Origin of the sequence: Bradymonas sediminis, from assembly GCF_003258315.1 — a bacterium.
GTDB lineage: Bacteria > Myxococcota_A > Bradymonadia > Bradymonadales > Bradymonadaceae > Bradymonas > Bradymonas sediminis.
Genome location: NZ_CP030032.1, coordinates 3,824,737 through 3,837,366, shown reverse-complemented (window position 1 = coordinate 3,837,366; position 12,630 = coordinate 3,824,737). Strand labels below are relative to the sequence as shown.

Below are 12,630 nucleotides of genomic sequence, written 5' to 3'. Positions count from 1 at the left end.
TAAAAAAACCACCCGAGAGCCGGGTGGTTTGGGTGCTTTCTGGGTTCGCGCGGACACCGCCGAAGCGGCGCCCGCGCGGGTCGTCTTAGCCCAGGATGCAGACCTTATTGCCTTCGCGGTCAGCCGCGCAGGAGCCGGCGCAGCAGTCGCTGTTGGACTCGCAGGTGACGCCGGTGGGGCGACACGGCGGGGTGCAGACGTTGTCGGTACAGGTGCCGTCGCAGCACTCCGCGGAGCTCGCGCAGGTCTCGCCGAAGAACGAGCACTCGGGGCAACCTTCGTCGACGACGCCGTCGCAGTTGTTGTCGATGCCGTCGCAGATCTCCGGCGAGCAGGAGCCGCAGCCCTCGTCGATAATACCGTTGCAGTTATTGTCGGTATAGTCGCAGACCTCCTCGCTGATATCCTCGCAGGTGCTCGCGCAACCCAGCGAAATCTTAAGCGGGGTCGGCGCGCTGGCCGGCGTATTCTTGAGGGTGTCGCAGGCCGTGCCAAAGAGGGACAGCGAGTTGCTGCCGGCGTCGTAGTCGAAGCCGTTGGCGCCGCCCTCGGGGACCGGGGTGCCGTTGATCTCGACCCAGATCTTGTTGGGGTCCTGCGGGGTCTCGTTGAGGGTGTAGGAGCAGGAGATGACGTTCTCCGAGATCAGGCGAAGCTCGTTGACCAGTTGGGTGGCGTTGCCCGCGCGCACAAAGCTGTTGGTCCCGCCGGCCTGGGCGATCTGGTTGAGGTAGGTCGGGTTACCGTCCTGGTAGCCGATGACGTGCACCGGAATATTGTCGTTATACAGCGCCTGGGCGCCGGCGACCGCGTGTCCCTGGGCGCTGCCGTTGCCGCAGGAGCCGCCGTTGGGGTCACCGTCGGTGATGAGCACGACGACCTTCGGGCGAAGGTCATTGAGGCTGTCGCCAGGGATGTCATAGAGACTATTATTGCGGATCTGATAGAGCGCGCCACCGGTCGGGGTGCCGTCGTTGCCGTAGACCGAGGAATAGGATGATTTGACGGAGCTGGCGGTGTGCGAGCCCATATCCAGGAGCTCCTGTCCCGAGCTGCTGCATGCGTTGTTGCCGCCGGGATAGGCCAGGATGCCGAAGTTAACGGTGGACGCCAATTCGTCGGCCATGGTGTTGAGCGCCGATTTGGCGGCGTTCATGCGGGTGCTATTCATCGAGCCGGAGCGGTCCAATACGATATAGATATTGGGGTTGACCTGGACGAACTCGCTCTCCTGGGTGGCGCAGATGGGGCCGGCGGGAGCGATCTCGCAGGCGTCGCCGGTGCCGTTGCCGCTGGTGTCGGTCTGGTCGTAGTTGGCCACGAAGGGGCAGTTATCGCAGGCGTCGCCCAGGCCGTCGCCGTCGCTGTCGAGCTGGTCGGGGTTGGCCACGTCAGGGCAATTATCGTCGACGGTCGGCACGCCGTCGCCGTCGTGGTCTTTGCTCGCGTCGTAGAGTTGGTCAGAGTCCGAGCAGGCGTCGCCCACGCCGTCGCCGTTGCTGTCGGCCTGGTCGGCGTTGGCCACGCTGACGCAGTTGTCGCAGGCGTCACCCACGCCGTCGCCGTCGCTGTCGAGCTGGTCGGGGTTGCTGTGGAAGGGGCAGTTATCCAGGCGGTTTACGACGCCGTCGCCGTCCTCATCCTCCCAGTCCTCGAGCGTCGAGGGGTCGGGGTTATTGTTGACGTTGGGGTTGGTGTCCCCATCGCCGCCCGACCCGTCGGTGATGCCGCCGGCGTCGGTGTCTCCCGAGTTATTCGGAGTGCAGGCCCCGCTGACCGGGTTGCGGTGCTGCCCGCTAGGGCAGTTGTTGCTGGTTGAGTGCGTATCGCTCACCGTGTCACCGGTACACGCCATCGCGGACGCGACGAAAAGTCCGGCAAGAAGGGTTGTTATCTTGCGTTTCATTTGCGACTCCAAATTAATATTCATAAGAACTTCGCTGGTAAGATGTCGGTATGGCCGGTCGTCGATATGCTTTTATCCGAGTTACCGCATGCAGGCGAGCCTAGCACTACGCGAATAACTGAGCAATTCCGACATGTGGCGCGGGAGATTCTGGCCTCTCCCTATCCGTTCGATCGCCAGTGTAGCGAAGTTGGCGGCGCAATAAAACACCTGTTTTACTCGTTTTACGGGTGTTAATCTTGGTTACAAGACAAATCGCGCTGCCGACAACCAGAAAAATTTCAAATACCGCCAACCACCGGGTCCAAGGGTATCGGCGTCGGGGGATAAAGCGGTCGATATCGGTGGTTTCCTCCTTGGTAGAGATTCGGGGCCTCGCTGTTCGCGAGGGACGGAATCGGCGGCGCGATTAGCGTCCCAACCAAAATAAAGCCGTCGGTGAGAGTGAGGATGAAATGAGGAGCAAAATGAGAAAGAATACGCCGGTGTTCAGCCAGACCTTCGGGGTGTGGGCCAGTTGAATATCGGTCTTCGCCGTGACGAATCCGAGCAAGACCACGCCCGCGATGAAGTTCAGCGCGGTGCGCATGATCTGGAGGCTCGCCGGCGTCCAGTCCGCGCGCAGCCCGAGCGTTGCGCCCTGGGATACAAGCCAGGTCGCCCCGCAGATGCCCAGCGCGAAGATGAGCGGGCGCAGGCGGAAGCGGCGGCCCATCAGGATGAGCACGCCGAGCAGCGTGGCCGGGGGGCCGAGCAAGAAGCCGGTATATAATAAGGCGTAGGCCGAGATTTCGGCCGGGGGCTCGCGATGCGCGCAAGCCTGGGCCCCGGGGGGGCTGGCCTGGTCTCGCTCGGTCGCCGCGCGCGCGGCCTCCCATTCGGCGTCGAGGTCCCACTCGGCTGCGTCGGCGTCTCTCGGTTCGGGCTGGCTTGATTCGGGGTGATTCTCGGACATACAAAAAGCTCGGAATCGATGGGCGGGCGCGGCGCTGAACGCGTCGCAGCCCCGGAACAATCTTGTGACGACTCCCACTAAATATAGACTCTTGGCGCGAAATCATAGGTTGCGCGCCGAATCGCTCGCGCGGGAATGTCTGGAGCGCCTCAGCCGCTCTACGCGCGGGGCGGCGGGTTGCCCGGGTTTATATCTTGACGCGCCTGCTAGAGGGAACTATTGCCATAATATGTATCGGAATATGTAACTCCAATTCGCTTCGCTATAAAATACACGACAGTCATAGGGTGAGCAGAATGGCTAAAAAAGGGTCTAAAAAACCAACCGAGTCCGGCGAGAAGAAGACGGGCGAGATGCCGAAGCTTGACGCCAAGATCGGCAAGCGCTTGCGCAAAGAACTCGGCGACGACCGGCTTGTTGAGATGTACGATCTGATGGTGCGCATGCGCCGCTTCGAGGAGCAGGCGGGGCGTTCCTATCAGATGGGCAAGATCAAGGGTTTTTGTCATCTCTATATCGGCCAGGAAGCCGTGGCCGCCGGGTCGATCGGCGCGCTTAAAGACCGCGACTACGTCGTCGCCGGCTACCGCGAGCACGCCCAGGCGATGGCGCGCGGCATGGAGGAGAACGACATCATGGCCGAGCTATACGGCAAGGCCAGCGGCGTCTCCAAGGGCAAAGGCGGCTCGATGCACCTATTCGACGTGGACAAGAAGTTCTACGGCGGCTGGGGCATCGTGGGCGGCCAGATTCCCACCGCGACCGGCGTCGCCTTTGCGGCCAAATACCGCGAAGAAGACGCGGTCTGCATCGTCTATATGGGCGACGGCACCGTCCCCCAGGGCGCGTTCCACGAGTCGTTAAACCTCGCCTCCATCTGGGATCTCCCGGTGGTTTATATCATCGAGAATAACGGCTACGGCATGGGCACCGCGGTGAATCGCATCAGCGCGGTCGAAGATATGTCGACCAAGGCCGCCAGCTTCAATATGAAGGGTGTGCGGGTCGAGGACGCTCAGGACGTCTTCAAGGTCTACGAGACCATCTCGGAGGCCGTGGAGTACGCGCGCAAAGAAAACCGCCCGACCCTGGTTCAGCTCGACACCTACCGCTACCGCGGCCACTCCATGAGTGACCCGGCGACCTATCGCACCAAAGATGAGGTCACCCGCGAGCAGCAGCGCGACCCGATTCAGCGCTTCACCCAGTGGTTGGTCGAAAATAAAATTCGCACCGAAGACGAGCTCAAGGAGATCGACGCCCAGGCCAAGGCCAAGGCGAAGGCCGCGGCCAAACACGCCGACGGCGAAGACTTCCCGAGCCTCGATGCGCTCACCGAAGATGTCTACGTGGAGTGGCCCTGGGCGTTTGACTGACCCATGCCCTGGGGCTGCCATCGGTGCAGTGATTTAGTATTAGGTGTGACGCGCACATAATGAGCGCGCGAAAATTTTTTTGAACGCGGTTCACCGCGAGTTCATATTTAAGGAAACGCGATGCGGAAAATCTTATTTAGAGAAGCGCTTAGAGAAGCGATGGTCGAGGAGATGGAGCGCGATGATAGCGTCTTCCTCATGGGTGAAGAGGTCGCCGAATATAACGGCGCCTATAAAGTCAGCCAGGGGATGCTCGATCAATTTGGCGCAAAACGCGTCATCGACACGCCGATCGCCGAGCTTGGCTTTGCCGGTCTGGGCATTGGCGCGGCGATGGTCGGCCTCAAGCCCATCGTCGAGATGATGACCTTTAACTTCGCCATCCTCGCCCTGGACCAGGTCGTGAACACCGCGGCGAAGATGCGTTATATGTCGGGCGGCGCCTTGAGCTGCCCGATCGTGATCCGGGGCGCCGGCGGCGCCGGTGGCGCGCTCGGCGCGCAGCACTCGCAGTCGTTGGAGGCGCAATACGCGCATATTCCGGGGCTCAAAGTCATGATGCCCGCCACGCCCTATGACGCCAAGGGTATGCTCAAGACCGCCATCCGCGACCCGGACCCGGTCATCTTTATCGAGGGTGAGATTCTCTACGGTACCGAGGGCGAGGTGCCCGAGGAAGAGTATCTGATCCCGATGGGCAAGGGTGATATCAAGCGCGGCGGCAAAGACGTCACGCTGATCGCCTGGAGCCGCATGGTCCACCTGTGCCTGGACGCCGCAGAGGAGCTGGCCAAAGAGGGGATCGACGCCGAGGTCATCGACCTTCGCACGATTCGTCCCTTCGACCGCGAGATGATCGCCGAGTCGGTTAAGAAGACCAACCGCGCGGTGATCGTCGAAGAAGGTTGGCCGATGGCGTCGGTGGGCGGCGCGGTCAGCGATTGGATCGCGCGCGAGCTGTTCGATTATCTCGACGCCCCGGTGGGCCGCATCCACCAGCGCGACGTGCCGATGCCCTACGCCTATAACCTGGAGGCGGCGACGCTTCCCAAGGTCGAAGACGTGATTGCCGCGGTCAAGAAGGCGACCTACACGAAGAGTTAAGTTCGTGCGGGAATGACTGGATTGAGCTAAATAAATAGACGATTATTTGCGAACATATCGCTGCGAGAGAATATTATGGCCGAAGTTATCACGATGCTTGCGTTGAGCCCCACCATGGATGAGGGGACCCTGGCCGAGTGGACGATCAAAGAGGGCGACGTCGTCGAAGAAGGCCAGGTGATCGCCGAGGTCGAGACCGACAAGGCGACCATGGAGATGGAATCCTTCTTCGAGGGGACGCTGCTTAAATTATTGGTGGCCGCCGGTGACGCGGTGCCCGTGGGCGACGCGATGGCGATCGTTGGCGAGGCAGGCGAGGATATCTCGGCGCTGCTCAAGGAGCTTGAGGGTGGTGGCGCGGCGGCGCCGGCGCAGGCTGACGAGGCGCCCGCTGAAGAGTTGCCCGCTGAAGATGCCGCCGACGATGGCGCAGCGGCGGCGAAGCCCGCCAAAGGCGGCGCGTCTGATGGGCGTGTGAAGTCGAGCCCGTTGGCGCGGCGCATGGCCGAAGACGCCGGCATTGAGCTCAGCGAGATTGAAGGCAGCGGGCCGTCGGGTCGCGTGATTAAGCGCGACGTCGAGGCGGCCATGGAGAGCCAGGGCGCCAAGAAGGCTGCGCCGGCGCCCAAGGCTGCGAGCGCTGCCGCCTCGGCCGACGGCCTGGCCGCCGGGACGCAGGTCCCGCTGTCGCAGATGCGCAAGACGATCGCCAAGCGCCTTCAAAGCGTGTGGCAATCGACGCCGCATTTCACGCTGACCATGGATATCGACATGGCGGCGGCGATGGCCAAGCGAAAAGAAATCAACGCCGGGCTCAAGGCCGCCAATATCAACGCCAAGGTCTCGGTCAACGATATGATCGTCAAGGCGTGCGCGGTCGCGCTGCAGGAGTACCCGGCGATGAACGTCTCGTACCAAGACGACCATCTGCTGCAATTTGACGAGGTGCATGTCGGCGTGGCCGTGGCTATCGAAGAGGGCCTGATTACGCCGACTATCCGCTTCGCCAATGAGAAGGGTCTGCGCAAGATCTCCGAAGAGGTCCGTGAGCTCGCCGGGCGCGCGCAGGATAAGAAGCTTAAGCCCGAAGAATATACCGGCGGCACCTTCACGGTGAGCAACCTCGGCATGTTCGGCATCGACCATTTCATGGCGATCATCAACCCGCCCCAGGCCGGTATTCTGGCGTGTGGTGCGGTCAAGAAGACGCCGGTGGTCAACGACGACGGCGAGCTTGAGGTGGGCACGCGCATGAAGGTCACGCTGTCGTGTGACCACCGCGCGGTGGACGGCGCCACGGGCGCTGAATTCCTCACCCACGTCAAGCGTTTGCTCGAGACGCCGTTGCTGCTGATGGTATGACCCGCTCCTTCTGAATAGCACCCGGCGGCTTCGGCCGTCGGGTGCACGGCATCAAAAAAGGCCGGTGAGTGTCAAAACTCACCGGCCTTTTTTTAATGTCGATTCTTCCGGGAAATTCGGTCGATATTAGCGACAGGTCGCCGGCGGGCATTGGCCGTCGATGCGGCTCCAGACGGGCATCTGGCGCGCCATGTCCAGGGTCGCGTCGCACTGGGCCTGGGCGAGCTTTTTGGCCACGGAGGCCTGTTTCTGGGTGCCCCAGCCGCAGATAATGTCTTCATCGCCCGCGGCGCAATCGCCCGAAAGAGGGCAGATCTTGACGCAGGAGAAGCATTGGGGCGCCTCGGGGGATTTGGGCGGCGCGGGCCGGGTTTTCGGCGGCGTGGGCTTCACGACAGCCGCCAATTCGCCGCGCGGGGCAACCTCGACCTTCGGCTCGTCGGGGGGCGTGATCGCCGGGGCTTTTTCGGGTTTGACCATCGGCGGTATAACCTTGGCCGCCGGCGTCGGAGGGGCTTCGGGGCGCGGCGGTTCTTCGGCGCGAATTTCGGGCTTGGCGGTTTCGGTTGGCGCCGTTGGCGCCACTGGCGCTGGCTTGTCGATGGCCAGGGCCGGTGTGTCCTGGGCCGCCGGCTGCTCGGGTAATTCTTCGGCAATGGCGGGGTCGGTGGGCTGGTCGGGCTCGATGACGCCCTGGGCCTCGACGCGCTCGGCTTCGGCGGGTGTGCCGCGCACGAAGAAGGGATCTTCTTCGGCCGAGGGCGGGGCGCCGACGATGCGCTCGGGTTCTCTCTGGGTTTGTTGGGCGGTTGTGCCGCAGCCCGCAAGATACGCGAGGCAGAGCAGGCAGCTCAGGGCGACCAGCCAGGGCCGAACCCGCTGGCTCGCGTGGGCGCTGGTGTGATGCGGCGTGATGTCGATGTCGGCGGAACTGGGCTTCATTCTGCGGCGTCCTCGATATCGCGAAAGGCCCAGAGGTGGCCTGCGAGAAAGTTGATCCCCATCCCAACGATGATGCCGCTGAGGACCGCGAGGGTCGGGGAGATATCTACGCTTTGACCGGCGCCGCCCAGCGCCGCCGGCAGGTCGAGCTGGATTGGGCCCAGCAGATAGTGGTTCATCGCCCAGGCCACGGCCAATTGAACCCCGGCGGCGGCGGCGGCGCTGATATAATATTTTCCCACACGCGCGAACCAGTCGCGGCGACGCGCGCCTTTTTTGCGGTCGCCCCAGGTCCAGGCGTCATTTAGGAGGAAATTAGTGAAGATGCTCAGCGCGATACCGGCGGCATTGGCGAGCGAAAAAGGGAAGGCGCCCAGGCGAAATAGCGCCTCGAAGACCACCAGGTTGACGAAGACGCCGCTGACCCCGACGAGCCCAAATTTGACCAGGCGCTTGACCCGCGCGACGGTCAAAAAGGTGATGCCCAAAAGGGCGCGATCCGCCACAAGCGGCTCGTTGCCGGGGTAATCGACTCTGTTTTCGGATCGCAGATTAGACAAAGATGGTTTGGTAGGGCGCGTGGGGCACAAAGCCCACCTTGCGATATACGCGGTGAGCAGCTTCGTTGTCGTCGTTCACATAGAGCGTGACTCTTCGGGCCCCACCCTCGAATAACTGCTTGCAGATGTCAAATAACGCGGCGGTCGCGATGCCTTTTTGCCGGCAAATCGGGTCGGTATACACGCCCGAGACCTGCGCGCCGAAGCGCGAGTGGGCCGACAGCTCTGCCTTAAACAGCAGGCGGCGGTGCGCGTCGAAGTGCACGTAGCAGCGCCCGTTGCTGATGCGATGGGCGACGTGGCGGCGAAAGGCGTCGGGATCGTCTTCGAGCGGGTCGATATTTGTCTCCTCGCGGTGCATGCGCACGCTGGCGAGGAAGACGGCGTCGATCTCGTCGAGTCGGGCGAGGCGCGGGTGCACGCCGGCGGCGGCGCGCTCGGGCAGGGTGTTGCAATAGTTCCAGCGGTGGCGCTCGAGGGTGTAGAGCATCTGAGCGCGGTGGGTTTGGGCCTGGAGCGGGGCCGGTGGGTCCTCGAGGTGTGCGTCGGCGTGGGCGTAGCCTCGCCAGAACGCATCGACGCTCGGGGTGTCCGAGACCAGGTGGTCCAGGTGGACCTCTTGGCCGCGCACCCAGCGCCCGAGCGCCTCGGCCGCGCCGGCTTCTGGGCTATGAACCAGCAGCAGGCTTCGCCCCACCAGCAGCGCCACGCCGGCCAGCCTTCCCCGGGTGGTGCGCACGCCCAAAAAGACGAAGGCGTCGGCTTTTCGGGGGGAGTCGATGCCGTAATTCTCCAGCCAGCTCAACTGGAAGAGGTTCAGCGGAATGTCGACGCTCAAGAAGGCCATCGCCTCGGCCGTGCTGTCCTCGGTGAGGACCTCGGGCGGGGCATATTGCGGCGCGGTGATATGCTGAATGGCCATAAGCAGATCTTGAGCGGGTAAAAGCAATAAAAAAACCGACCGCCAGAGGCAATCGGTTTTTTCAACACACTTATTTGACGAAATCAAGACGCCGAAGAAGCGTGCAATGCGTCCAGGCTATATGCCTGTCAACAGCTTTAAATTAAAGCTGAATGACGTTGGCAGCCTTCGGTCCTTTCGGTCCCGGCTCGACTTCGAATTCGACGGCCGCATCTTCTGCGATCGTCTTGAAGCCGCTTTGCGACAACGCACTGAAGTGAAGGAATACGTCTTCGCCGCCGTCATCGCGCTCGATAAAACCGTAACCTTTGTCTTCGTTAAACCACTTCACTCGACCTTGAATTTTCTGCGACATTCTGTCCTCTTGTGCTCAAACTAATTATACGTGATTGATCCTGCTGGCGTTCTAATGAACGTCGCACAACCCATGAAAAAGACGTCCGCCCTTACGAACGTCAATCTCTTAGTTCAGACTCAGCGTCTCAAAAGAGAGGGTATTTATTTGGCAAATGAATACGGGAAGGTGAGAAGGTATTGCACTCCAAAAACTTCCAAACAAATGCATAAATAAAAATCAAACTCCGAGATGCTTCAACCGTTCTTCGAGATTTCATGATGAGATTCATCTCACCAATGAGTTTAGCAATATCAGCTTCCGAAAGGGAATGCAATAGGGGTAAAAAGGTTGAGCAACTTCGGCCAAACACGGCTGGGAGGTTACGCGGGGCGCATTAGGACTCTTCGCGGGCCAGGGGCTGGTGAATTTTCCAGGAGCCGTAGGGCGGAAGTTCCTCGAGGGCGCGCGCCATATATCGCGAGTCGGCCTCGAGCTCATTGCGCGCCGAGGCGATGATGCCCTTGAGGCGCGAATAGCTATTGACCAGGATATGCAGGGGGTTTGGCGGGGTGCGGAAGGTCGTGTGGAAGTCGGCGTAGGGCTGGTTGGTGATGACGCCCAGGCGCGCGATCTGCTGGATCGGGATCCACAGCAGGTTTCGCCCGCGGGCGACCGGGGCGAAGGGGTCGAAGGCGGCGATGAGCGCGTTTCGTGTGCCGATGCTGCCGGATTGGACCGACTCCCAGGCGACCTGGGAGGGGACGTTATTGATGACGCCGCCGTCGCATAGGCGCAGCAGATTATCGCGCTCGAAGAGGTCGTTGAGCGGATTGATGGTGGCGGGATCGTCGTGAAAAATATCGTAATGCAGCAGGCCCGGCACCGCGCAGGAGAACCCGAGCGCCTCGACCACCGGAAAATCGCGGGTGAGCGCGTCGCGGCCGAAGACGATCTCGTTGAGGAAGCGCGGATTCTTGCTGAGTTGGCGCAGCGCTTTGAAAAATAATTTCAGCTTCCGGGTGGTCTCCAGCGGGGACATCCCGTTGGGGCGCACGATGCCTTCGTCCTGGCGGTACTCGTCCTCGTCGATCTCATAGCCGCGGGCGATGCCGCAGACCACGATCTCAAATTTGATCGGCAACTCCGAGAAAGAGATCACCGGCTTGCCCAGCAGGTCCTGGAAGATCTGGCGGCCGATGCGCATCAGGTTCATATGGAAGGCGCCGGGGAAGCCGTAGCGCGAATGCCCGGTGAAGGGGCGAAAGATCTCGTTATAATTGAGTGACTTAGGCAGGGCGAGGGCGGCCGCGACCGGGTCGTAGGTCTTATCGATGGCGCGCAATAGGCCCATGATGGCGCCCATGGAGCTGCCGACGATGAGCTCAGGGGCGACGCCCAATTCCTTAAAGAGCGAGAAGACGCCCAGGTGCGACAGCCCCGCGCCGCCGCCGCCGCCGAGCACCATGACCAACTTCTTCTGGCGAAGCTCGGCGTCCAGGTGTTCGGGGCCAAAGTCGGAGACGTGGCGGGCGAGGAGTTTCTCGCGGGTGCGCTCGACGCGCAGGGAGAGCACCGGGGCGAGCTCGCGAAGCGAGCCTACTTCGGGCTCGGCGTCCTCGGGTAGCAGCGGCACCAGGGACTCGATCATCCAGCGGCGCAGGCCGTTGACCTCTTCCTTCAGGCTGATGTCCTGGCCTTCGGGGGTGCGGAAGAGGTTGACCTGGGCGAGGTTGAGCGCATAGCGAAACAGCGCCTCATCCCGCGCGTGGAATACGCGGGGATGGTCGACCACCAGCGAGATAAAGCGGCGCTCGAAGGCTTTTAGTTCGCGGATGCGGACAAAATGTCGGCCGAAACGGCTCAATCTTGGCTCGTGACAGGAGGGGGTTAAACCCGGGAGTCCCCCGGGGACCCCGGATTATAACACAGGTAATACGCCGCGGCGAACCATTGAAGACGGCGTGGTTTAGCTCTTGAGGAAGGAGAAGAGTCCCTTCTTCTTGCCGTCGGCGGATTCTTCGCCGGGCTGAATGGGCCGCTGCTTGGCGACGTTTTCGGCCAGGGCGAGGAAGCTCTTGGCGGCCGGGCTGTCGGGAGCGGAGGCCACGACCGGGCTGCCCTCGTCGCCGCCGGAGCGCACCGCCGGGTCCAGCGGGATCGAGGCGAGCACGGTGGTGTCCAGGCGTTTGGCCTCTTCCTCGACGCCGCCGTCGCCGAAGATCTTGAAGACTTCGCCGGTGGGGGTAACGAACTCGGACATATTCTCGACGATGCCGAGCACGTCGATATTAAGGGTGCGGAACATCTCGAGGCCGCGCGCCGCGTCGATCAGGGCGAGCTTGGAGGGCGTGGTGACGATGACCGCGCCGTCGACCGGGACGGTCTGGGCCAGGGCGAGCTGGGCGTCACCGGTTCCCGGGGGCATATCGATGATGAGGTAGTCAAGCCCGCTCCAGTCCACGTCGCGCAAGAACTGACGGATAATCCCGGTGACGATCGGTCCTCGCCAGATAACCGGGGTGTCGTCTTCCATCAAGAAGCCCAGGCTCATGATGCGCAGTCCCTGGGTCTGCAGCGGCACGATCTGGCGCTCGGAGACGCTCGGGCGGCTCATCAACCCGAGCAGGGTCGGCAGGCTGGGGCCGTAGATGTCGATGTCGAGCACGCCGACGCGGTAGCCGAGGTCGCGCAGTCCCAGCGCGAGGTTCACGGCGACCGTCGATTTGCCGACGCCGCCTTTTCCCGAGGCCACGGCGATGACTTTGCCCACGCCCTGGATCGGCTCGGCTTGCGGGATGGCGGCGGCTTTGGGCTTGGCGGCGGCGGGTTGTTTGGGCTCGGGGAGCGGGTCGGCGTTTTTCTGTTGAGCCACGGCTTTAGGCGTGGTCAGCTTGACCTTGACCTCGTTGACCCCGGCGATCTCTTCGACCTTATTATAGATCGAGTCTTCCAGGCTGAAGCGCTCTTCGCGGGTTCGGCCCAATTCGACCAGGACCGTGATGTCGACCACGCCGCTTTGCACGTCGACCTGTTCGATCATATGCGCGTCGAGCAGGTTTTTGCCCTGCGTGGGGTCTTCGATGGCCTCGAGGACCGCGATAACTTCACCTTTAATCGAGAAATCGTCTTTCATATATTTTGGCTCCTACGAGGCAAAATGCCGCGA

11 protein-coding genes are annotated in these 12,630 nt (G+C 62.1%); 3 read left to right on the top strand and 8 right to left on the bottom strand.

Going from position 1 to position 12,630, the window contains the following annotated elements; all coding sequences use genetic code 11:
• Positions 1–85: 85 nt before the first annotated feature.
• Together DN745_RS14470 and DN745_RS14465 are read right to left on the bottom strand one after the other, a co-directional pair.
• Positions 86–1,906 carry a thrombospondin type 3 repeat-containing protein gene (locus DN745_RS14470; RefSeq protein ID WP_133622019.1) on the bottom strand — a complete coding sequence of 607 codons (1,821 nt, stop codon included), beginning with the start codon at positions 1,904–1,906 and terminating at the stop codon, positions 86–88.
• Between the two features lie 409 nt (positions 1,907–2,315).
• Positions 2,316–2,861, bottom strand: a complete 546-nt coding sequence (locus DN745_RS14465) for a hypothetical protein (protein WP_111335938.1) — start codon at positions 2,859–2,861, stop codon at positions 2,316–2,318.
• A 296-nt stretch (positions 2,862–3,157) separates the two neighbouring features.
• On the opposite strand from DN745_RS14465, the gene pdhA reads away from it, so the two are divergent.
• From pdhA to DN745_RS14450, 3 genes are all read left to right on the top strand, one after another.
• Positions 3,158–4,237, top strand: coding sequence for a pyruvate dehydrogenase (acetyl-transferring) E1 component subunit alpha (pdhA, locus tag DN745_RS14460; RefSeq protein ID WP_204355004.1), 1,080 nt, complete (start codon positions 3,158–3,160; stop codon positions 4,235–4,237).
• A gap of 120 nt (positions 4,238–4,357) precedes the next feature.
• Positions 4,358–5,341 (top strand): pyruvate dehydrogenase complex E1 component subunit beta, encoded by a 984-nt coding sequence (locus tag DN745_RS14455; RefSeq protein WP_111335937.1) that lies wholly within the window; start codon positions 4,358–4,360, stop codon positions 5,339–5,341.
• 75 nt (positions 5,342–5,416) lie between these two features.
• Positions 5,417–6,703, top strand: coding sequence for a pyruvate dehydrogenase complex dihydrolipoamide acetyltransferase (locus DN745_RS14450; protein WP_111335935.1), 1,287 nt, complete (start codon positions 5,417–5,419; stop codon positions 6,701–6,703).
• Positions 6,704–6,829: 126 nt separating this feature from the next.
• Here the strand turns inward: DN745_RS14450 and DN745_RS14445 are convergent, their stop codons facing one another.
• The 6 genes from DN745_RS14445 to DN745_RS14420 all read right to left on the bottom strand — a co-directional run bounded on the left by DN745_RS14445 (position 6,830) and on the right by DN745_RS14420 (position 12,597).
• Entirely contained in the window at positions 6,830–7,645 is an 816-nt protein-coding gene (locus DN745_RS14445) for a hypothetical protein (protein ID WP_111335934.1), read from the bottom strand.
• Positions 7,642–8,151: a GtrA family protein gene (locus tag DN745_RS14440; RefSeq protein WP_162687689.1), complete on the bottom strand. Its 510-nt coding sequence runs from the start codon at positions 8,149–8,151 to the stop codon at positions 7,642–7,644. Before DN745_RS14440 ends, DN745_RS14445 begins: the two co-directional genes overlap by 4 nt.
• 46 nt (positions 8,152–8,197) lie before the next feature.
• Positions 8,198–9,127: a GNAT family N-acetyltransferase gene (locus DN745_RS14435; RefSeq protein WP_133622020.1), complete on the bottom strand. Its 930-nt coding sequence runs from the start codon at positions 9,125–9,127 to the stop codon at positions 8,198–8,200.
• A gap of 142 nt (positions 9,128–9,269) precedes the next feature.
• On the bottom strand, positions 9,270–9,482 hold the full coding sequence (locus DN745_RS14430) for a cold-shock protein (protein WP_111335929.1): 213 nt from the start codon (positions 9,480–9,482) through the stop codon (positions 9,270–9,272).
• A gap of 376 nt (positions 9,483–9,858) precedes the next feature.
• Positions 9,859–11,328, bottom strand: a complete 1,470-nt coding sequence (locus DN745_RS14425; protein ID WP_111335927.1) for a patatin-like phospholipase family protein — start codon at positions 11,326–11,328, stop codon at positions 9,859–9,861.
• Between the two features lie 102 nt (positions 11,329–11,430).
• The gene (locus tag DN745_RS14420) at positions 11,431–12,597 is read right to left on the bottom strand and encodes an Mrp/NBP35 family ATP-binding protein (protein ID WP_111335926.1); all 1,167 of its coding nucleotides are present in this window, start codon (positions 12,595–12,597) and stop codon (positions 11,431–11,433) included.
• Between the last annotated feature and the right edge of the window lie 33 nt (positions 12,598–12,630).

Coding starts and splice junctions, on each gene's coding strand:
- DN745_RS14470 (WP_133622019.1), bottom strand. CDS start 1,906: ATGAAACGCAAGATAACAACCCTTCTTGCCGGACTTTTCGTCGCGTCC.
- DN745_RS14465 (WP_111335938.1), bottom strand. CDS start 2,861: ATGTCCGAGAATCACCCCGAATCAAGCCAGCCCGAACCGAGAGACGCC.
- pdhA (WP_204355004.1), top strand. CDS start 3,158: ATGGCTAAAAAAGGGTCTAAAAAACCAACCGAGTCCGGCGAGAAGAAG.
- DN745_RS14455 (WP_111335937.1), top strand. CDS start 4,358: ATGCGGAAAATCTTATTTAGAGAAGCGCTTAGAGAAGCGATGGTCGAG.
- DN745_RS14450 (WP_111335935.1), top strand. CDS start 5,417: ATGGCCGAAGTTATCACGATGCTTGCGTTGAGCCCCACCATGGATGAG.
- DN745_RS14445 (WP_111335934.1), bottom strand. CDS start 7,645: ATGAAGCCCAGTTCCGCCGACATCGACATCACGCCGCATCACACCAGC.
- DN745_RS14435 (WP_133622020.1), bottom strand. CDS start 9,127: ATGGCCATTCAGCATATCACCGCGCCGCAATATGCCCCGCCCGAGGTC.
- DN745_RS14430 (WP_111335929.1), bottom strand. CDS start 9,482: ATGTCGCAGAAAATTCAAGGTCGAGTGAAGTGGTTTAACGAAGACAAA.
- DN745_RS14420 (WP_111335926.1), bottom strand. CDS start 12,597: ATGAAAGACGATTTCTCGATTAAAGGTGAAGTTATCGCGGTCCTCGAG.